17 protein-coding genes are annotated in these 21031 nt (G+C 45.5%); all 17 read right to left on the reverse strand.

What is annotated here, in order from left to right:
• Positions 1-5: 5 nt before the first annotated feature.
• The gene (locus BM202_RS09835; protein WP_093825466.1) at positions 6-1805 is read right to left on the reverse strand and encodes an acyl-CoA dehydrogenase family protein; all 1800 of its coding nucleotides are present in this window, start codon (positions 1803-1805) and stop codon (positions 6-8) included.
• 195 nt (positions 1806-2000) lie between these two features.
• Complete coding sequence (locus tag BM202_RS09840) at positions 2001-3179, reverse strand: acetyl-CoA C-acyltransferase (protein WP_093825468.1); 1179 nt, start codon at positions 3177-3179, stop codon at positions 2001-2003.
• Positions 3180-3417: 238 nt separating this feature from the next.
• Positions 3418-3975 carry an NADH-quinone oxidoreductase subunit J family protein gene (locus BM202_RS09845; protein WP_093825470.1) on the reverse strand — a complete coding sequence of 186 codons (558 nt, stop codon included), beginning with the start codon at positions 3973-3975 and terminating at the stop codon, positions 3418-3420.
• A 100-nt stretch (positions 3976-4075) separates the two neighbouring features.
• The gene (locus tag BM202_RS09850; protein ID WP_093825472.1) at positions 4076-4642 is read right to left on the reverse strand and encodes a NuoI/complex I 23 kDa subunit family protein; all 567 of its coding nucleotides are present in this window, start codon (positions 4640-4642) and stop codon (positions 4076-4078) included.
• Between the two features lie 84 nt (positions 4643-4726).
• Complete coding sequence (gene nuoH / locus BM202_RS09855; protein WP_093825474.1) at positions 4727-5896, reverse strand: NADH-quinone oxidoreductase subunit NuoH; 1170 nt, start codon at positions 5894-5896, stop codon at positions 4727-4729.
• 77 nt (positions 5897-5973) lie between these two features.
• Positions 5974-7059 carry an NADH-quinone oxidoreductase subunit G gene (locus BM202_RS09860; RefSeq protein WP_093826248.1) on the reverse strand — a complete coding sequence of 362 codons (1086 nt, stop codon included), beginning with the start codon at positions 7057-7059 and terminating at the stop codon, positions 5974-5976.
• Positions 7060-7128: 69 nt separating this feature from the next.
• Positions 7129-8469, reverse strand: coding sequence for an NADH-quinone oxidoreductase subunit NuoF (gene nuoF / locus BM202_RS09865; protein ID WP_093825476.1), 1341 nt, complete (start codon positions 8467-8469; stop codon positions 7129-7131).
• Between the two features lie 4 nt (positions 8470-8473).
• Complete coding sequence (locus BM202_RS09870) at positions 8474-8974, reverse strand: NADH-quinone oxidoreductase subunit NuoE family protein (protein WP_093825478.1); 501 nt, start codon at positions 8972-8974, stop codon at positions 8474-8476.
• A 15-nt stretch (positions 8975-8989) separates the two neighbouring features.
• Positions 8990-10222 (reverse strand): NADH dehydrogenase (quinone) subunit D, encoded by a 1233-nt coding sequence (nuoD, locus tag BM202_RS09875; RefSeq protein ID WP_093825480.1) that lies wholly within the window; start codon positions 10220-10222, stop codon positions 8990-8992.
• Between the two features lie 74 nt (positions 10223-10296).
• Positions 10297-10797 (reverse strand): NADH-quinone oxidoreductase subunit C, encoded by a 501-nt coding sequence (locus BM202_RS09880; protein ID WP_093825482.1) that lies wholly within the window; start codon positions 10795-10797, stop codon positions 10297-10299.
• Positions 10798-10858: 61 nt separating this feature from the next.
• Positions 10859-11404: an NADH-quinone oxidoreductase subunit B gene (locus tag BM202_RS09885; protein WP_093825485.1), complete on the reverse strand. Its 546-nt coding sequence runs from the start codon at positions 11402-11404 to the stop codon at positions 10859-10861.
• Positions 11405-11467: 63 nt separating this feature from the next.
• Positions 11468-11839, reverse strand: a complete 372-nt coding sequence (locus BM202_RS09890; RefSeq protein ID WP_093825487.1) for an NADH-quinone oxidoreductase subunit A — start codon at positions 11837-11839, stop codon at positions 11468-11470.
• Between the two features lie 206 nt (positions 11840-12045).
• A complete protein-coding gene (locus BM202_RS09895) occupies positions 12046-14226 on the reverse strand; it encodes a T9SS type A sorting domain-containing protein (protein WP_394333787.1) in 2181 nt (726 codons plus the stop codon).
• Between the two features lie 185 nt (positions 14227-14411).
• Complete coding sequence (locus BM202_RS09900) at positions 14412-17384, reverse strand: T9SS type A sorting domain-containing protein (RefSeq protein ID WP_093825489.1); 2973 nt, start codon at positions 17382-17384, stop codon at positions 14412-14414.
• A gap of 58 nt (positions 17385-17442) precedes the next feature.
• Entirely contained in the window at positions 17443-18447 is a 1005-nt protein-coding gene (gene obgE / locus BM202_RS09905; RefSeq protein ID WP_093825491.1) for a GTPase ObgE, read from the reverse strand.
• A 6-nt stretch (positions 18448-18453) separates the two neighbouring features.
• Entirely contained in the window at positions 18454-19056 is a 603-nt protein-coding gene (locus tag BM202_RS09910; RefSeq protein WP_093825492.1) for an adenylate kinase, read from the reverse strand.
• Positions 19057-19229: 173 nt separating this feature from the next.
• Entirely contained in the window at positions 19230-21002 is a 1773-nt protein-coding gene (locus tag BM202_RS09915; RefSeq protein ID WP_093825494.1) for a tetratricopeptide repeat protein, read from the reverse strand.
• Positions 21003-21031 lie beyond the last annotated feature (29 nt).

Genomic DNA, 21031 nt, shown 5'->3' on the forward strand with positions numbered 1-21031 from the left:
TCAAATTAAAAAATATATTTGTTCTCTTCAATCATAGCATCGGCAATCTGACGGCGGGCATCTTTGAGGTTCAGGGGCTCAATTTTGGTAAACCGTTTCATGCCCATCAGCATACCCCGTAATTCATCTCCTTCGGCAAAGGACGTAACCGCTGCCCGACCCGCGCTATTAACTTTCTCAACGGCTTCGTGCAAATACACCAGCGCCATTTGCTTTTGTAGGGCAACAGCTTCTTCACCTTTTAGCCCAATCAATTTTTCAACACGTAGTAACACCGATTCGGCTACGTAAATCTCGATGGCCATGTCGGCTACGTTCATCAGAATTTCCTGCTCGTTCGATAAGGTCAGCATAAATTTCTGCACAGCGGCACCTGCCACCATCAGCGCAGCTTTCTTCAGATTCCGAAGTACTTTTTTCTCGGCAATGAATATGCCTTCCTCCTCATCCGAGCTGAAATCAGGAATAGACATAATTTCTTTGGCAACGGCCATAGCTGGTCCCATCAAATCGAGTTCGCCTTTCATGGCTCGCTTCAACAGCATATCCACGACCAGCATCCGGTTGATTTCGTTGGTTCCTTCGAAAATCCGGTTGATCCGGGCATCGCGATACGCACGGTCCATCGGTGCATCGGCTGAATAACCCATACCCCCGTATATCTGAACGCCTTCGTCAACAACATAATCCAGCGCTTCGGAACCGTGGACTTTCATGATGGCACACTCAATGGAAAACTGCTCGAGCGCCTTTAGTTTGGCTTTTGCATCGTCCATCCCCTGACTTTTCAGGTCTTCGATCAAGTCGTCGATGTTCTGGCCAGCACGATAAGAAGCTGTTTCTGACGCATAAATTTTCAGCGCCATTTCAGCCAGCTTATGCTTAATTGCCCCAAATTGAGATATAGCCGTTTTAAACTGTTTCCGTTCGTTCGCGTACCGCACTGCATTGTTAATAACCTCTTTGGAACCACCAACTGCCGCGATACCCAGTTTAATACGTCCAATATTTAGAATATTAACGGCAATTTTGAAGCCATTTTCGCGCTCGGATAACAGATTCTCAACAGGTACTTTAGTGTCGTTGAAGAAAATCTGACGCGTGTCGGAGCCTTTAATGCCCATTTTGTGCTCAGGCTCATTCATCGTTATACCTTCGTAGTCACGCTCCACAATAAATGCCGACAGGTTTTTGTCAGCATCAATTTTGGCAAAAACGATATACACGTCAGCGAATCCGCCGTTGGTAATCCACATTTTTTGTCCGTTTAGGACGTAGTGTTTTCCATCTTCGGTTAATGTAGCTTTGGTCTTACCCGAATTAGCATCCGAACCAGAATCGGGTTCCGTAAGACAATAAGCAGCTTTCCATTCGCCAGAAGCCAGTTTTGGTAAGTACTTCGATTTCTGATCCTCATTACCATAATATACAATTGGCAACGTACCAATGCCCGTATGTGCTGATAAAGCCACCGAAAACGAATGGCCTGCACCCGTCACTTCAGCTACCAGCATGGACGTATTGAAATTGGTACCAAAACCGCCATATTCTTCTGGAACAGAGGTGCCAAGAATTCCTAGCTCACCGGCTTTGTCCATTAAAGATGAAATCAGTTCTGGGGACTTAGCGTTATCAATCTCGTTTAAACGTGGCCAGATTTCTCGCTCCAGAAATTCTCGGCACGTAGCCGCAATCATCTGCTGTTCTTCCGTGAATTCTTCAGGTATAAAGACCTGTGATGCTTCAGTTTCTTTGATCAGAAATTCGCCACCTTTAATGGAAGCTTTTGGTTCTGCCGCGATCATGTTCTAATGGGTTTATTATGCTTGCATACTAATTCGTTAACAAATAAAATCAATTCAAAATTAGTATGCAAGCATACTAATAAGATTTTAAGAACGAATATAGATGACACTAAACAAAATTTCCCGAATGCTCTGAGCTTTCGGGAAATTGAGCTACAACGATCTTAATGTGCTGTTTGATTGAGATAGGCTGCTCTAATTTAAGCGTTCAAAAATTCCGGCAACGCCCTGACCACCACCTACGCAGGCCGAAACCATACCGTATTTCTGATCACGACGACGCATTTCGTTCAATAATTGAACCGACAAACGTGCTCCCGTTGACCCGAGCGCATGACCAAGCGCAATGGCTCCACCGTTTGGATTTATTTTGCTACGATCAAGATCTAATTCCTGAATGACGGCCAGCGATTGAGCAGCAAAGGCCTCATTCAATTCTATAAGATCAATGTCGTCCTGTTTCAGACCCGCCTTTTTGAGTGCGATCGGGATAGCAGCTACAGGTCCGATCCCCATAATACGGGGTTCAACACCTGCTGTAGCGTAAGACACCATGCGGGCAACTGGTTGTAAGTGTAGCTCATTTATTAACCGTTCCGACATGACGACTACAAAGGCCGCTCCGTCTGAAGTCTGTGATGAGTTGCCGGCTGTCACTGAGCCACCGGCTGCAAAAACCGGTTTTAGCTTGGCCAGCCCTTCAGCACTGGTATCTTTTCGTGGACCTTCGTCTTGAGCAACAGTCCACTCACGAGTTTTTTTCTTATTGCTCTCCGTATCGAAATACGTTTCACTCACTTTAATCGGGACGATTTCGTCAATGAATTTACCATCTTTCTGCGCTGCCAGTGCTTTCTGGTGTGATTCGTAAGCGAATTCGTCCTGGGCATCGCGGCTGATATTGAATTGTTGAGCAACCTGCTCGGCGGTCAATCCCATCCCGATGTAGTAGTCTGGGTGGGTTTTCGCGATTTCATAGTTCAATGCTGTCTTCCAACCCATTACCGGCACCATCGACATAGATTCGGTACCGCCAGCAATAATACAATCGGCCAGACCAGCATGAATTTTGGCCGAGGCAATCGCAATCGCTTCCAGACCCGAGCCACAATACCGGTTAATGGTCATGCCTGGGACGCTGTTTGGCAGCGAAAGAAGGGCGATGTACCGGGCAATCTGCATACCTTGTTCAGCTTCGGGTACGGCATTGCCTACAATAAGATCTTCAACGCGGGCAGGATCAAGAGTAGGAACCTGACTTAATAAATGCTTAATAACTTCAGCCGCCATATCATCAGGGCGGGTAAAACGGAGTCCGCCACGGGGGGCTTTTCCCACAGCAGTACGGTATCCGGCTACAATGTATGCGTCCATAAAAGCAATGTTGATTTACTGGTTAAGCAGAAAATTTATCTATTAACTACTTCTCTTGGGGAATAATTACAAACCTACTGAAAATTGTTATGCAAGCATACTATCTTAATCGGGATTTATTTAGTTTTAATGGTATATGTGATTTCAACGTTTTTAATGAAAAAAGCCGCTCAATGAGCGGCTAAAAAATCATTATAATCAGTAAAGTCAGATAAATTCCCTAGGGCCACCTGTGCGGTTAAAAATGACGATCACCCGTTTCACGCTTGCCCAACATCACAGCGCCAACCATCGCTATCAAAAACAGCACAGAAGCTAGCTCAAACGGTAAGATGTAATCACTGTAGAGTAGATTTCCTAACGTTTCTACTAGGCCGGTTTTGCTATTAAAGGGTGTCGTAGAACTCACTGTTGGCACTTGCGCGCTTTTTGCCCGGAAAATAGTAATAAGCATCACCATTAGTAAGCCACCAACAATTACCGATGCCATCTTGGTTAGATTTGTTTTTGACTCTTCATCGTCTTTCCGCAGGTTCAGAAACATAATCGTAAAGAGAAACAAAACCATGATGGCCCCGGCATAAACGATAATATTCACCGCAGCCAAAAATTGGGCATTCAATAAAATGTAATGACCCGATAGACAGAAGAACGTAGCAATCAAGGCTAATACGCTGTAAATCGGGTTCCTGGCTGTTACAACGCCAATAGCACTGAATAAAGTGAGCGCTGTCAGAATTAGAAATAAATAGCCGGTGCCCGTTAAGCCTTTAAAGAAAGTAATTATCTCAGTCATGGTTGATGCTCAAATAAGATCAAGAATGGTCAGGAATTGTCAAATGCCGTCGGAAAGTCTTTACAATTTCTGACGGCATTTGATTATACTCGACAGTTTGTTAAGTCGCGGCCCGAGTTAGGCTGGGTTCGGTTGGTGTTGCATTTACTTCGGGATTGGCAACGCGAATGTAGCGGTCATCCATATTTTCAACCAGGCGATCCTTGCCATAGATTACCTCATCGCGTTCCAGGAAAACTGGTACCATAAGATCATGTCGTAGATAAACGGCTTGTTTGGGGCAAGCTTCTTCGCATAGACCACAGAAAATACAACGTAGCATGTTGATTTCATAAACAGCTGCGTATTTCTCTTCCCGGTATAAATTCTCTTCGCCTTTTTTACGCTCGGCAGCTACCATTGAAATGGCTTCGGCTGGGCAAGCAACTGCGCACAGGCCACAGGCCGTACACCGCTCACGGCCTTGTTCATCGCGCTTCAGAATATGATGACCTCGATAGATTGGTCCCAGGTATCTTTTTACCTCGGGATATTGAATCGTCGGCTTTTTGCGAAAGAAGTGGCTGATTGTGATGGCAAGCCCACTAATAACAGCAGGCAAATACATCTTCTCGGCCAGCGTCATTTCCTTATTGCTGACCTGTTTGGAGCGGGTTGTTAGTTGCATTCTTTTCAGTTTTTCGGTTTTGGTTGATTGTCACATGGTTTGTTTTGCGTCAGCCAACAAAAACGAAAGCTTAAACCAGTTGAGTTAAACTGTTCGTTGCGGAATAGCCTCTCGTTTCGGAGCACGGGCTGTTGACATCACGGCCAGAACAATCATGACAATCGCAATCAGCCAGGTGGCGTATTTGAAATTATAGAGCAAACCAGCTCCCGTGATCACTACGTTAAGTATGGCCAACGGAATAAACGTCTTCCAGCCCAGGTTCATTAGTTGATCATACCGAAAACGTGGTAGCGTCCAGCGAACCCACATGAAAAAGAAAATGAAAAAGAAAATCTTGCTGAAGAATACGGCGATTCCAATAACTGTCGCTACGTTATGTCCGGCTATTGCTCCCATTGATTTTTCAAGAGCCGCGTTGACTTCGTTAATGAAGGGGTAATGAAAACCACCGAAATACAGCGCTGAAACAAACGCCGATGACACGAACATGTTGATGTATTCGGAGAACAGATAAAGCCCCAGTTTCATCGAGCTATATTCTGTGTGATAGCCTCCAACAAGCTCCGTTTCGCACTCCGGCAAGTCGAATGGGGTTCGGTTACATTCTGCAAACGAGCAAGTCAGAAAGATGACGAAACCCAGTGGTTGCGTGAAAATATTCCACTCAAAAAAACTGGCTTGTTCATCAATAATGGCACGTAATGATAACGAGCCCGACATCATCAGAATGGCAATGAGCGACAGGCCCAGGGCAATTTCGTAACTGATATTCTGTGAAGCGGCCCGGATGGCACCCAACAACGAGAATTTATTGTTCGACGCCCAGCCACCAACCATAACGCCATATACACCAAGGGAGACAACCCCAAAAATGTAAAGTACGCCAATATTAATTTCAATGCCCTGAACATTTACTTCGTAATTCACCTTGTCCCAGACAAAGCGAATGCTATCGCCAAAGGGAATAACGGCACTCGACATTAAGGCCGTTAGCATAGCTAAGCAAGGACCAAGTATAAACAGCGATTTGCTGGCCTGCGATGGAATAAAGTCTTCTTTGAAGAAGAGTTTACCCGCATCGGCAATGGGTTGTAGCAAGCCCCAGGGACCCGCTCTGTTTGGGCCAAGACGATCCTGGAGAAATGCAGCTACTTTACGTTCTGCGTAGGTCGAGTAAGTGGCAATCAAGAGCGATATCCCGAAAATGGCCAGAATAATACCCCCTTTAACTAATAATACGGTTAAGTCCATTTTGAATAATTTTCAGTTGTCGGTTTCAATTGGCTGATACGGAACTGGAAACCGAAGTTAGTTATGCACTAAACATCTCAAGGTTCTGGGTCCAGTGCAGATGGCAATACTTTAGCAAACCGTTCTGGTGCCAATTGCTGAATGCCTAACTGCGATGTATCCCGCTCGTCGTGTATGGCTTTGTATTCAGCGGCCGCTAAACGTTGGCCAAATGCTGGTTTGACCGTATCGGCCCGGTATTTGTTAGCCGAGATCACTGAACTCCGCGATATTTTCGTTGGCCCTTCAATCGTCCAGTCGCTGGTTTTCTTCTTCTCGAAGCGACAGGTGTTGCAGATGAATTCTGTTACTTCGTTCCACTCATTTTTGCGGGCGGTTACGCGAATTACGTCCTCACCTCTATACCAGAGTGTTACGTTGCCAGAGCAGGTTGGACAATCACGATGGGCGTCGACAGGTTTGGAAAACCACACCCGATTTTTAAAACGATATGTCTTATCGGTTAATGCGCCTACTGGGCATACGTCGATCACGTTTCCAGAGAAATCGTTATCAATTGCTTTTTCTATATACGTACCAATCTCAGACGCATCACCCCGTCCCAACACGCCATGAACCCGTTTGTTTGTGATCTGATCGGCTGTAAATACGCACCGATAGCACAAAATACAACGAGTCATGTGCAACTGAATGTACGGGCCAATATCTTGTTTCTCGAATGTGCGACGCTCTTCTTCGTAACGAGTTGTTACTTTACCATGGTCAAACGCAAAATTCTGGAGATCGCATTCGCCCGCCTGATCACAGACTGGGCAATCGAGGGGATGGTTCAATAAGAGAAACTCAACAATACCATTACGGGCATCAATTACCTGCGGATTCGTTGTGTTTTCGACGATCATACCATCTTGTACTGCTGTTAGACAAGAGGCTACTAGTTTAGGCATTGGACGTGGGTCTTTTGCTGACCCAGCGGCAACACGTACCAGACACGCCCGACACTTACCTCCACTTGCTTTCAAGGGCTGATAATAACACATTGCTGGAGGAGCCACCTCTGGGCCGATTTTGCGGGCGGCCTGCAAAATGGTCGTTCCTGGTTCTACCTCAACCTCAATTCCGTCGATAGTGACTTTTAACAACTGTGGCTTTACGTCTTCCATATATATCGTAGTGCGGCTGAGAAGCCGCAGGTCAATCATTGCTAAGCGGCTTTCGGCCGCACTACTTTTTTATACCAAGGCCATTTCTCCCTTGTAAACAGCTCCGGGCTTAGTGGCTTCAGACGGGTTATCAATATGCCACTGAAACTCATCACGGAAATGTCGGATAGCACTAGCAACAGGCCAGGCAGCCGCATCGCCAAGGGGGCAAATAGTATTTCCTTCGATTTTTTTCGCTACGTCGACCAGCAAATCAATGTCCTGCTGATGCCCGTGACCATATTCGATACGGTGCAGGACTTTTTCCATCCATCCCGTTCCTTCGCGGCAGGGGCTACACTGACCACAGGATTCATGATGATAAAAACGTGAGAAATTCCACGTATTACGCACAATGCAGGATGTTTCATCGAATACAATGAAACCTCCAGAGCCCAGCATAGTACCCGTTGCAAAGCCTCCATCCGATAGGGATTCATAGCTCATTAAGCGCTTTTCTCCATTGGCTAATGTTAATGCCAAGTTGGCGGGTAGAATGGGAACCGAGGAACCTCCGGCGACAAGCGCCTTGAATTTATGTCCTGGCCGGATGCCACCACACCATTCATCGGCATAGAGAAAATCTTCGACTGGAAGACCTAGTTCAATTTCGTAAACCCCTGGCTTTCTGATATGACCCGACGCTGAGATCAGCTTAGTCCCCGTGCTACGTCCAATACCAACGGCAGCATAGGCATCTCCTCCGTTGTTGACAATCCAGGCCGCAGTGGCGATGGATTCGACATTATTAACGACAGTTGGGCTTTGATATAGGCCCTTTACGGCTGGAAAAGGCGGTTTGTTGCGAGGGTTTCCTCGTTTTCCTTCCAGCGATTCGAGCAAAGCTGTCTCTTCACCACAGATGTAAGCGCCACCACCCGGTTGTACAACCAGTTCGAGGTCGTAGCCGGTACCAAGAATATTTTTACCTAGAAAACCCTTTGCTTTCGCTTCGGCAATGGCTTTTTCAAGGATATTAATAACGTACATTAACTCACCCCGAACGTAGATGAACGACTTATTTGCACCAAGCGCAAACGATGAAACAATCATTCCCTCAATGAGTAAATGGGGAATGTTTTTCATCAGGTAGTGGTCTTTGAACGTACCTGGCTCCGATTCATCAGCATTGCACACAAGGTAACGGGGGACGCCTTCTGGTTTAGCTAGAAAACTCCATTTCATTCCCATGGGAAAGCCAGCGCCACCCCGGCCCCGAACGCCCGCCTTTTTAACTTCTTCAACAATGGCTTCGGGAGTCATTGTTTTTAATGCCTTTTCAACGGCGGTATAGCCACCTTGCTTCCGGTAAACATCAAAAGTTTCGATGCCGGGAACGTTGATATGTTCGGTTAATATTTTGGTAGCCATGTGGTTATTTCGACAATTCGTCAATAATCTCGTCCACGCGTTCGTTGGTCAGGTGCATGTAATATTTCTCCCGAACCTGAAATACGGGACCCATACCACAAGCTGCCAAACACTCCACTTCTTTAAGTGTAAACTGGCCATCTACTGTTGTTTGGCCCGTATCAATGCCAAGCCGCTGCTTCAGATGGTCGTAAACTTCTTCTCCACCCATCAGGCAACATGGCCCTGTTCGGCAGTACTCAATAACATGCTTCCCAACGGGATTGATATGGTACATGGTGTAGAACGTTGCCACCTCATATACTTCAATCGGCTGAATGTCAAGCATCCGTGCTACGTAGTCCATGCCCTCGGGGCTGGTCCAGCCTTCCTGTTCCTGCAATAGATGGAGCAAAGGCAATAACGCCGATTTTTGCTTACCCGCCGGATAACGGGCTATGATTTCCTGCGCCTTCACCAATCGTTCGGGCGTAAATTGTACAGCAGGGTTGGTTTCAGTTGTCATAGGTTACGGCGGATTTTATGCGTCTAGTTCGCCTGCAATGACGTTCATGCTACTCATAATCACAATGGCATCAGAAAGCGTCAGTCCTTTACACATTTCTGGATAGGCCTGGTAATAAATGAAACATGGGCGACGGAAGTGTAACCGATATGGAGCCCGGCCGCCATCACTAATGAGGTAGAAGCCAAGTTCGCCATTACCGCCCTCAACGGCATGATACACTTCTCCAACTGGCGCGTCGATCTCACCCATCACAATTTTGAAGTGATAAATGAGTGCTTCCATGTTTTTATAAACTTCCTGTTTGGGAGGTAGATAATATTGTGGGGCGTCAGCATAGTAGGCACCTTCAGGCAAATTATTCATTGCCTGCCGAATGATGCGCATACTTTGCCACATCTCCTCGTTTCTGACCATAAAGCGGTCATACGTATCACCACTTTGCCCAACTGGAATGTCGAATTCAAAGTCCTGATAGGATGAATAGGGGTTCATGACCCGGACGTCATAATCTACACCTGCCGCCCGCAGGTTTGGACCTGTGAAGCCGTAACTTAATGCCCGCTCTGCCGAAATACCGCCAACGTTCACCACGCGATCCATGAAAATACGGTTTCGGTTGAACAGATTTTCAAACTCGGTCAGCACTTTCGGGAAACGATCCAACAGTTCATTAATCTTGCGGATAGCGGTAGGAGAGAGGTCCCGCTCCATGCCGCCAATACGTCCCATATTGGTAGTCAACCGAGCTCCGCAGATTTCTTCGTAAATCTCATAGATGTTTTCACGCTCCTGATAAATGTACAGGAAGCCCGTAAAGGCACCCGTATCTACGCCCAGAATCCCATTACAAATCAAGTGATCGGCCATACGGGCTAACTCCATCAGGATAACCCGAATATATTGCGCCCGCTTTGGAATTTCTATACCCAATAATTTCTCAACCGTCATGTGCCAGCCCATATTGTTGATAGGGGATGAGCAATAGTTCATTCGGTCGGTGAGGGTTGTAATCTGGTAGAATGGACGACGTTCCGCAATTTTTTCAAATGCCCGGTGGATATAGCCAATCGTCTGCTCCCCCGACACGATTTTTTCCCCATCCATTTGCAGAATGTTTTGAAAAATTCCGTGTGTGGCAGGGTGGGTAGGTCCCAGGTTAAGTGTCGTCAGTTCATTAACGTACTGAACCGGGCCTTGTTCGGCAGGCAAGTTCTTTTTGGTTATATTGAGTTCTTCAGAAACCATTTCTCAATGAGTAAAAGAGCAAAAGAGTGATGATGAATCAACAAGTTGGTCGATCATTCACTCTTTTGCGTTGTTTATCGTCCAAACAGAGAATCAATTTTATCTTCCCGGGTACCATCTTCCAGGGGGTATTCTTTACGCATAGGATGGTAATCCATCTCTTCCATATTCAAAATCCGGCGCAAGTCTGGGTGACCGTCAAAAATTACCCCAAACAAATCGAAGGTTTCGCGCTCCATCCAGTTCGCACTGGCGAAAAGTGGAATGGCGGTTGGAATATGGATGTCGTCTACCGACAAATAGACCTTTGTCCGAAGCCGGAAATTATTCGTAAGACTGTGTAAATGATAGACAACGCAAAACTCTTTACCAACAGAGTCGGGATAATGAATTGCTGTGATGTCAGTCAAAAAGCCGACCTGTAACGTTGGATGAGCTTTCAGAAAAGTTATCAGAGGAATGATCTGTTCCCGGCTAGTTGAAAACGTTAGCAGGTCATATGGATCATCAAAGTCACTAACGGCTTCGCCAAACTGATTTATGATTATCTGCGCAACTTCTTCGTTGGTCAGCATTTTTAAGTCGTGAATGAGTGAATGAGCGAATTTTCGAATAGCACGGGCGCTAATTCACTCATTATTGAATATTATAGGAATTCAGTAATTTCTGATACTCATCGGTATTGCGACGACGTAGCAACTCATTTTTGGCTAGTTCCTGAACCTGCATCACGCCATCCAGAATTTGCTCTGGACGAGGAGGGCAACCAGGCACATATACATCGACAGGAATGATCCGGTCAATACCCTGCAAAACACTGTATGTATCGAAAATGCCACCACTTGAGGCACAGGCGCCAATCGCTATAACCCAACGGGGTTCCGCCATTTGCAGATAAACCTGTTTGACGATTGGACCCATTTTCTTCGCTATTGTTCCGGCAACGAGTAACATGTCGGCCTGACGGGGTGAAAAGCTCGGACGCTCTGATCCGAAACGAGCCAGATCATAGGTTGAGGCCATCGTAGACATAAACTCAATACCGCAGCAGGAGGTCGCAAACGGCAATGGCCAGAGCGAATTCGCCCGGGCTAACCCAATTATTTTATCGAATGAAGTGGCTGAAAATCCCGGTCCATCATAACTTGCGGGGGCCTCAGCCAGTTTTATATCAGTTGCCATAAAACGTTGTAATTGCTTACTGTAACAACGATTAAATATGTCCTAAAATTCATTTATTAAGACCTATTCCCACTTTAATACACCCTTTTTGAGAATGTAATAGAAGCCAGCTAGTAATAAGCCCATAAACAGAACCATTTCTATAAAACCGGTCATTCCTAACCCTTTAAAGTTAACCGCCCACGGATATAAAAAGATTACTTCCACATCGAATAGAACGAACAGAATCGCAATCAGAAAATACTTGATAGAAATTGGAGTACGGGCGTCGCCTTGAACAGGAATACCGCACTCGAACGGATCGTCTTTTTTCTGGCTATGACGCTTTGGGCCGATGGCATGGGTTACAAGCATAGTTGTAACAATGAATCCCAGTGCTAAACCAAGTTGAATGAGTACCGGTAAATAATCAGCCGGAACGTAGGTTGCGTTCATATAAATAGTTGTGAAGACAGGTACAAATGTAGCGATAAAACCAATAAGCTCACGATAAGGGGCCTATTGTGCTAGGCACCAACTATATCTCAAAGATACAAAAACAGGCTTGCTTTATCAACTCTATTAGAACGACTTGAATGGGGTAAAATAGCTGAAGCCTTTCCTGTAGGAAAGGCTTCAGTCATAAAATGGAACGTATCAGATTATTTATTGATAATAAAGCGTCGTGAAATGTCAAAACCGGCCGACCGTACCCGCACCAGATACATTCCTTGGGCTAAACCCGAAAGGTCAAGCGCTTTACGTTCGTTAAAGGAAGGAACCTGTGTCGAAAATAGTAGCTGACCCGTCATTGAAACTACATCAACTTCAGCATCTTTAAGGTCTTCAAACGTTTCAAGTGTGACCATACCGGTAGTTGAGGGGTTTGGATAAACGCTCACTCCCCCATTCGATTGGTCGAACGTAAAGCCTTTAGGTGTACTATAATTCGAATAACAAGTCAAATTAGAGCCGTTACCTAAGGTAAATGTTGTTCTGGCACGGGCGGAGTAGTTGGATGAAACAATTACTTTCACTACAGCACTACTCTGCGGAATCAGTTCGCCACCTCGTTGCCAGTCAAATAGATCAGGCTGTCCACCGGTTGGTGTTGGCAAAACGGCTTGTAAAGTATAAGCCCCTATTTGCTCCACACTTGGCGTGGGTACTTTGGGCCGTACAGTTAGGTTTATGCTGGTCGGAGCTGATTTGCAACCGTAAACATTTACCGCCTGCAACGAGTAACTGCCCTCTTTGTTCAGCATAATAGTTCGACCGACAACTGCACTGGTACTAACGCCACTGGTGCTCGTCGTTCCACTGGTCCAAAGCCCTGTACTGTTTGTCGACGTATTTGCAATCAACGCCAAAGCAGAGTCAGCACAAATTTGCTGTTGACCAGCGATTGTAGCACTAAGGTTACTAACCCGCGATATTGTTGGCGTTACTGGCTGAATAGGGCTTTGTACATCAATGGCAGGCGATAAAGAGGTGTTGCCCACATTATCTTTCAGTATAGCCCGGTAAGTACCTGGCTGAGTAACCGTAATCGTTTGTGTGGTTTGACCTGAGTTCCAGGTATACGACTTATAGGCACTTGGCAGGCTAAGTGTCAATGTGTTATTGGCAGTGCCGCAGTTAACTGTAATTGCCGGTGGAGCTATTGGGGCTAGTGGCCGCGAGCTGGCAAAGAATACCGCATTCAGGCTTTCGTACCATGCTTGTCCTAATTGAACCAAGCCAGGGCCACCGAAGTGAACATCACCTTCATAACGCGGAATTTGAATATTATCCGTAAAGGGCCCCGCAAAAACGTTGTTGTTATAGGTATTAATTACGTCATTTTGCGCCTGAATAATGTTCTGACTTACCTTTCCTACGTTATACGATGACCTTGCCAATACCCAGGCCGGATACCGATCTGTATCTGCACGCGTTTTATTGACAATATACTGCATAAGGTCGCCATAATCTTTCCGTGTAGAATTCAAGGGGACGTTATCGTTTTCGCCTTGTTGCCACAGCACAGCCCGCAATCCCTGAAGCGAGCAATAATAACGTAGCGCAATCAGCAGATTAGCATAAGGCATTCCAGCTGGAAAATTCTCATTGGGCGTACCGATGGCAAATATGTTTTTAGTGATTTGACCATTAGCGCTTTCAGACCAGTTTCGAATAACCGTTCCAGACCAGGCAGTATTAATAAAGAGGACGGGTACGTTGAATTGTTTTACAAGCAGGTCACCTAGTGTTCCCCAACACCAGGCGCTCTGGCCACGGGGTCCAATTAATGCCGTTGCATTAAGCTGTTGGAATGTTGGCGCTGGTGGATCATTCAACGAATTTGCCGTAGTGTTGTCATAGGTTACGCAGTTGACACGATCGTCAGTGGCACCAACTGCCCCATAGCCCTGAAAGCCCTGTGCATTGGATTGACCGGTAACTATAAATACTTCGCCAACGCCGATCTTACGGACAACATCACTGCCTACTACCTTACCATCTGCAAATGCCTGCACCTCCACCCGGTACCAACCGCCTTTGGCCCGTATTGAACCTTGAAAAAGTCCTCCCTGTGGTTTTTTTTGAATGGTAACCCAGTCCGTATTTAAACCCTGTCCATTTTCTTCTGCCTGCACACGGGCCTGTACACTGTCGATTGGCTGATATAAACCACCCGACAAATAAATGGGAGTAGTGTTATCAGTTTCTCGCTGAAAGATGGCTCGGCTTCCAGGATACGTAATTTTAATTGCCTGGCTAGTGGTTTGAGCTGAAACCCGTAATCCCATGGTAATCAGACCAAATGCGAATAGGCGCAGTAAAAAATAATGGTTGTTCATTTCGTATCAATCAATGCCAGCTTTTGTATATCTGATTGCCAGTTCTAAAACTTAAAAACAATTTAAACAAAGCCAGACTGCTCTCAATCACCGTGTTTAGTAGACAATCCGCTAAATGCGATTTCCCGGTAAAATGCAAATTTAAAGCTAATTTTTAAGATTGAACGGTCAATTGGAGATTAATATTACAATCCGAGTAGAATCCGTTTAGAAACATCGAAATCGCTTGACTTTACATGTAGTATATAATGACCTGACGGCAAGCCCGTTAAGACAAGCTTTTGACGGTCATTTAATAGAGGAACGGTCGTTGTAATAACTTCCTGACCCGTTAATGTATAGATCGTAATGACTGCATTTACCAGATCTGCCTGAGTTTCTACCAATACAATTTTATCCGGGTTAGGATTTGGATAAATACTTAGCCCTTGGTTGTTCAAGTCGATCGTAAACGTAATTGGGGCCGATGGCACTGAGTAGCAGACCAATGTTTGTGAATAAACAATGGATGATCGAGCGGTGTAAAGACCAGACTGATTTGCTTTGATGACGGCTGATTGGGCTGCCAGTGAATCACTGCCCCGCTTCCACCGGTATAATGTACCATTGGTCGAACTAACAGCCTCCAGCGTATAGGTACCAATAATGTTTATTGTGGGCGGAGGGGGAAGCGGACGTAATTCAACGGTGGTTGCACCTGCTTGAGCTGATACACACCCGTTCACGTCCCGAACTTTAGCCGAATATGTACCCGCCAGTCCCGTAATAATACGTTGGGTCGAATCGCCGGTATTCCAAAATACAGTATAAGGACCATCAACACGTAACGTTACCTTATCGCCTTCGCAAATTATTGGGGAAGGGTTGGCGAGAATAGTGGGTGTTGCGGGTAATGGATTAACTTTTACGGCGATAACGGTTGAGTATGGCGATAAACAGCCAATCTGATCACGCGCCTGGGCTGCGTAATTACCCGACGACGTGACCGTAATTACTTTATCGCTTTGGCCACTTGACCAGATGATGTCAAGTGGGCTACTGGCTGTTAAAGCGACCTTATTTCCATCGCAAAACGTTGTTGACCCACCGGCTGAAACCGAAGGCGATTGTGGTAAAGGATTTACTTTAATCGTAACTACATCTGACTGTTCGGAGCTACAATTAAATTGATTCCGGGTACGTACAGCAAAATTGCCCGATTCATTGATGGTAATACTCTGGGTCGTTTGGCCGCTGGTCCATTGATAAGCCAGTTCCTGGGGCGACGTTAGGGTAATGTTACGGTCAGCGCAGAATGTAGTTGGTCCGTTGGTAGCAATAATAGGTTTGACAGGTACTGGATTCGCCGTTACGTTAATTGTATTCGACCGGGCTGAAGTACAACCGAACTGGTCGGTTACTGTTAGAAAATAAGCGCCTGAATTACCAACCGTGACCGTTTTATTTTGTTGGCCATCACTCCAGTTATAGCGAGCAATATCGGTAGTAGTACGTAGGACGGTATTATCTCCCTGGCAAAATGTCGTTGGTTTATCATTAACAATTGTGGGCGTATCAGGTAAAGGTTTGATAGAAACACTAAGCGTATTTGACGTAAATTCGCAACCGCTCACGTCACGATAGCGAACAAAATAAGCACCTTCAGACGTGGTAGAAAAGTTGCGTGACGTAGCGACCGTCGCGTTATTCTGCTGATTTATCCACGTTACGTTATCGTAATTGGTTGTTAAGTTTAAGCTGCTACCAATGCATACATAGGGCGGGCCATTATTAATGACGGCAGCCACTGGCGCATCGGAAACACGCACCTGCCCCGTGAATAGTGTATTACCAAACCCATCCTTGATTTTGGCCCGGTAAGTACCCGCTCCTCGGGTAATAGTATTACCTGACTCTCCCGATTCCCATTGCACGCTTGAGTAATTGCCGTTTACAGTAAGCGTCAGATTATTATTACTGGCGCACGCAACCGAAATGGAGGGAGCGGGAGCCGGTCCAACAGGTGTGGAATTCTGAAAAAATGAATCATTCAAACTATTATTCCAGGCATTGGCAAGTTCTATAAGACCATCGTAATCAAAATGCAACCCATCAACATCAAAAAGAGGAGCCCGTTTGCGCGGCACCTGAATACCATCTGTATTGGGACCCGCAAACACATTTCCGGTAGAACCAATCACTACGTCCTGTGCACCCGTAATAACCGGGTCAATACCACCAATAAAATCTCCATAACTAGCCCTTGCTACTACCCAGGCCATGTTTTTGTTGTAATCACGGCGCGTTTGATTGATTACAAACTGCAAATCACTAACGTACTGACCAGTACCTGTATTAATTAAATTATCTGCCTCACCCTGATGCCAAAGGACGGCTCGAAGTCCCAATGTATTTGCATAGAATTGGAGCGCAAGTTTAAGGTTGATATACGGTTGCCGACCAGGATAGGGCTGTCCATTATATACGCTATACGCCGTACCGCCATCGGGTGCGCTTTGCCGCCAGTTTTGAACAGCTGTACCGGCGAAAGCTGCATTAAAAAACATGACGGGAACATTTAACCGTCTAACTAAAAGATCCCCTAACTGTCCCCAGCACCAGCTACCAATGCCACGGGGTGCGACTGTGAAACCTCCTGAATTATCGAGTTGAGTAAAAACAGGGGTCGGCGGATCGTTCGGAAATCCATCAGGAGGATATTGATAATTTACACAATTCACCCGATCATTGAGCGGATTGGGGGCACTTTGGTGAATTCCCTGCGCATTGGATTGACCAGCAACAATAAATACTTCGCCAATCCCAACACGCTCAACGGTGGTTGAATTACCAACCTGCTGATCACCATTCATACCCCGTACTTCGAGATTGTACCAGCCACCTGAGCCCGTCAAATCCCCGGTATATACACCACCCGCCGGATTACCCTGAATCGTGCGCCAATCCGTTGATGAACCTTGTCCATCACGAGCCTGTAAGCGGGCTTCAATTCGGGTAACCGAGGATGTATAATAGCCGGTTATTCGAATAGTGGCCTGATTCGCGTTATCCCGTTGGAGAACAGCTCGACTTGTTGGAAAGGATACTTGAATCTGAGCAATAGTAAGAAAAGGAAGCAAAAAAAAAGCCGTACAAAGAGCTTTAGAAAAATAGTTCATAATGGTTAAAACATGACTAGGTGAGGAGCCTAGATTAGTCTTATAGAAATATGTCCCATCAGACTGATTCCGTAGTCGTCAGATTTTGCCAGATAATATCTTTTAGTTCATCCAGTCCCCTCTGACTTACAGAAGAAATAAAGGCAACAGGTACTTTTTTGGGTAAATCATCTTTGATCCGCATCAACGTTTCATCGTCAATAAGGTCAATTTTTGTTATAGCTAACAAGCGGGTTTTATCCATCAACTCTGGATTAAACTCGCGTAATTCATTTAATAATGTATTGTATTCTTGCCGAATATTTTCTGAAGTGGCAGGAATCAGAAACAGCAGTACAGAATTTCGTTCAATATGCCGTAAGAACCGGAGTCCTAATCCTTTCCCTTGCGAAGCCCCTTCGATAATTCCAGGAATATCAGCCATTACAAATGATTTGTAATCTCTGTAGGCTACGACCCCTAAATTAGGGACAAGGGTTGTAAAAGGGTAATCTGCAATTTCAGGTTTTGCTGCCGACAGGACTGATAATAAGGTCGACTTGCCCGCATTCGGAAAGCCCACTAGGCCAACATCAGCAAGAAGTTTTAATTCAAGGACCATCCATTCTTCCATACCTGGCTCCCCTGGCTGTGCATAATAAGGCGCTTGCTGGGTTGCCGATTTAAAATGGTCATTTCCCAAGCCTCCCCGCCCGCCCGGAAACAGAATGACTTCCTGACCTTCTTCAGTTATCTCTGTTAATGTTTCGTTCGACTCCGGATCACGCGCAATCGTACCGAGTGGCACCTCCAAAATAACGTCTTCCCCCTGAGCACCGCTTCGTCGGCCACCTTCTCCTGCTACACCATTGCCCGCCTTAATGTGCTTACGGTATTTTAAATGCAGAAGGGTCCATAGCTGCGAATTACCCCGTAGAATAATATGACCACCCCGGCCTCCATCACCTCCATCAGGACCGCCTTTTGGTGTGTGTTTCTCCCGTCGGAAATGGACTGATCCAGCGCCACCGGCCCCAGAACGACAATTTATTTTTACGTAATCAATAAAGTTTGATGAAGCCATATGTATTTACTTCGCTACTGACTCATCAATTTTCTGGCAGATTGCCTGAAAAATATCGTCAATTTTACCGATACCGTCAATAGCTGCGAATTTTCCCTGTTGACTATAATAGTTTGCTACAGGAGCTGTTTTGTCATTATACTCTTTAACGCGTCGTCTAATCAGCTCTTCGTTCTGATCATCAGGCCGTCCGGAGGTTTGACCACGTAGCAATAAACGTCGTGTCAGTTCCTCGCTGTCAACAATTAGCGCTACCATTACATTTATTTTTGTCTGGTGCTCACTTAAAAGATTATCAAGAGCCTCTGCCTGTGGTACGGTACGTGGAAACCCATCGAATATAAAACCTCCGATTGATTTTTCTGACAAGGCAATCGACTGATTTTCTTGTAATTTACTCTCAATCATGCCAATAACAACTTCATCTGGTACCAGTAAACCCTGGTCCATTAGCTGTTTGGCTCGCAAACCCAGTTCTGTTCCAGCGGCAATCTGCGATCTCAATAGATCACCAGTTGATAAATGAACTAAGTTATACTTTTGAATCAAATACTCGCTTTGGGTACCTTTTCCAGCACCCGGCGGGCCAAACAGTACAAGGTTAAGCATACGGTTTATTAGGGTAATCTTGTTTTAGTCAAAAAATTTGCGCCCGCAAAGTTACAATACCCGCGGAAATTAAAAGCTCTATTCGCTGATAGTCATGAGTTTTATTACGTCCGTAAAATAAAAAGGCGCCAGTCGTACGACTGGCGCCTTTTTATTGCTACTAGAGAAGAGTCTTATTTACTGGCCACTTTCTTCTTAGCTGGTGCCTTTGGAGTAGGCCTTGTTTGCGTTGGTGTTGGCGCTGGCTTAGGCCCTTCAAGTGCCTTTTTGACACTTTCGTCATTTGGGTCGATTGCTAATACTTTATCGAAATACTCCTTTGCTTTAGCATCATCTTTCTTTAGAAGGCTAAATCCTGCCAAGGCCTTGTATGATGTTATTAAGTATCTCTTGTAATCCGTCTTATCCGAAGAATCGGGTGCCATTGCTTGCTCAATGAATTTTTCATAGAGTGGACCAGCTAAGGCAGCCGCTTTTTCTTTATCGTTGGGGTAAGCATAATAATTAGCTCCTGCTCGATAATAGTAAGCCAATGGATATTTCTTGCCGTCGGCTTCTATTTTTTGCGCCATCAATGTAAAAGCTGAATCGGCTCGTAAATAATACTGTTGCTTTACCTGCGGAATTTGTGCTGTGTCTATTGGAGCCGCTGTACTGTCTCGTCCAACACGCGGAGCATACTGATAATTAGAAAGACCTAACCACAGGAAGTCATTATTTTGTGGCTTCTTGTCATTCGCAATTGTCTTCGCATAATACGTGGCCGCTTTGTCGTACTTTTTCGTTTTGTAGTACTTCTCGCCGATTTCACGATACAAATTTTCCGTTGTATCCATAGGAGCTGCCTTCTCCAAGTTAGCTACACTAAGTGAATCACCTTCGGGTGTCCCTAACTGACCATAGGCACGACCTAAATATTTATAATCGTCAACCATCACTTTTTGTGGTGCAGTCGAGATAAAGCGATTTAGCGACTCAACAGATTCATTATTCTTACCCAAGGCAGAATACGCCCACCCATACATCCGATCAATGATCGGGTTATTAATCTTTCCTTTAAGTTGATCCAAGTATGTAATGGCTCCCTGATAATCCTGAGCCAAAAACTTATAGCGGGCTATATCCAGCAATTGCTCAGGATCTGTTGTGCCGCTTTTTTGTACATACAACTCGTAGTTTTGAGCCGCAGCTTTGTAAGCACGCGAATTGGCTAACGCATCAGCATAGGCACGATACGTAGGTGCAAACTCTGGATCGCCCTGGATCGCAAGCTTGAAAAACTCCTGCGCTTTCGTATAGTTTTTACCCCGTAGGTACAAACGACCAATTTTGTAATTGGCTTCGGCCAGCGTAGGACTAATGGCTAATGCATTTTCGTACTTGGTAATGGCGTTGCCACCATCATTTTTCAAGAAGTACGCATCGCCCATTAGCATTTCAATCTCAGCATTTTCGTTCTTCTTGTCCTTTTCATCAGCTATAGTCAAAAGGCTGAGGGCAGCTGCTGGATCGTTTTGCTTTGGCTGTTCCGATAACGTATACATCTCAGCGCCACGGATCAGAACGTCTTGATTCTTGCTTTTTGTTTGTGCGACGGCGTTATCAATTAACGTCTTTGCTGTAGCGCCATCACTTTTAGCCAGGGCCACCCCAGCTAGGCCAATATTGTTTAATTGGTTTTTAGAATCAGCAGCAGCTCCTTTTTCAAAGGCTGCTTTTGCTTTATCAATTTGTCCGCTTTTAAGGTAATAATAACCGAGATAAAACTGATTATCAGCCGTCGGCGAACTAGTGGCTAACTGGGTTAGAGTTTGCCCCGCCTTAGTATATCGCTCAGCCTCTATGTCCTTCAGAGCCGTTTGGACATCCTGCGCCAACAAAGGAGTCGCCATGGTTGCCCCAACGAACAGGATTGTCAACAGCGATTGCTTCTGGTTGTTCATCATGTAATTAAAGTTGGAAATTAGGGGAAAAG

This window comes from Spirosoma endophyticum, from assembly GCF_900112365.1.
Taxonomy (GTDB): Bacteria; Bacteroidota; Bacteroidia; order Cytophagales; family Spirosomataceae; genus Spirosoma; species Spirosoma endophyticum.

Bases quoted from the DNA above. Each gene is read 5' to 3' on its own strand.
- BM202_RS09835 (WP_093825466.1), bottom strand. From the start codon at position 1,805: ATGATCGCGGCAGAACCAAAAGCTTCCATTAAAGGTGGCGAATTTCTG.
- BM202_RS09840 (WP_093825468.1), bottom strand. From the start codon at position 3,179: ATGGACGCATACATTGTAGCCGGATACCGTACTGCTGTGGGAAAAGCC.
- BM202_RS09845 (WP_093825470.1), bottom strand. From the start codon at position 3,975: ATGACTGAGATAATTACTTTCTTTAAAGGCTTAACGGGCACCGGCTAT.
- BM202_RS09850 (WP_093825472.1), bottom strand. From the start codon at position 4,642: ATGCAACTAACAACCCGCTCCAAACAGGTCAGCAATAAGGAAATGACG.
- nuoH (WP_093825474.1), bottom strand. From the start codon at position 5,896: ATGGACTTAACCGTATTATTAGTTAAAGGGGGTATTATTCTGGCCATT.
- BM202_RS09860 (WP_093826248.1), bottom strand. From the start codon at position 7,059: ATGGAAGACGTAAAGCCACAGTTGTTAAAAGTCACTATCGACGGAATT.
- nuoF (WP_093825476.1), bottom strand. From the start codon at position 8,469: ATGGCTACCAAAATATTAACCGAACATATCAACGTTCCCGGCATCGAA.
- BM202_RS09870 (WP_093825478.1), bottom strand. From the start codon at position 8,974: ATGACAACTGAAACCAACCCTGCTGTACAATTTACGCCCGAACGATTG.
- nuoD (WP_093825480.1), bottom strand. From the start codon at position 10,222: ATGGTTTCTGAAGAACTCAATATAACCAAAAAGAACTTGCCTGCCGAA.
- BM202_RS09880 (WP_093825482.1), bottom strand. From the start codon at position 10,797: ATGCTGACCAACGAAGAAGTTGCGCAGATAATCATAAATCAGTTTGGC.
- BM202_RS09885 (WP_093825485.1), bottom strand. From the start codon at position 11,404: ATGGCAACTGATATAAAACTGGCTGAGGCCCCCGCAAGTTATGATGGA.
- BM202_RS09890 (WP_093825487.1), bottom strand. From the start codon at position 11,839: ATGAACGCAACCTACGTTCCGGCTGATTATTTACCGGTACTCATTCAA.
- BM202_RS09895 (WP_394333787.1), bottom strand. From the start codon at position 14,226: ATGAACAACCATTATTTTTTACTGCGCCTATTCGCATTTGGTCTGATT.
- BM202_RS09900 (WP_093825489.1), bottom strand. From the start codon at position 17,384: ATGAACTATTTTTCTAAAGCTCTTTGTACGGCTTTTTTTTTGCTTCCT.
- obgE (WP_093825491.1), bottom strand. From the start codon at position 18,447: ATGGCTTCATCAAACTTTATTGATTACGTAAAAATAAATTGTCGTTCT.
- BM202_RS09910 (WP_093825492.1), bottom strand. From the start codon at position 19,056: ATGCTTAACCTTGTACTGTTTGGCCCGCCGGGTGCTGGAAAAGGTACC.
- BM202_RS09915 (WP_093825494.1), bottom strand. From the start codon at position 21,002: ATGATGAACAACCAGAAGCAATCGCTGTTGACAATCCTGTTCGTTGGG.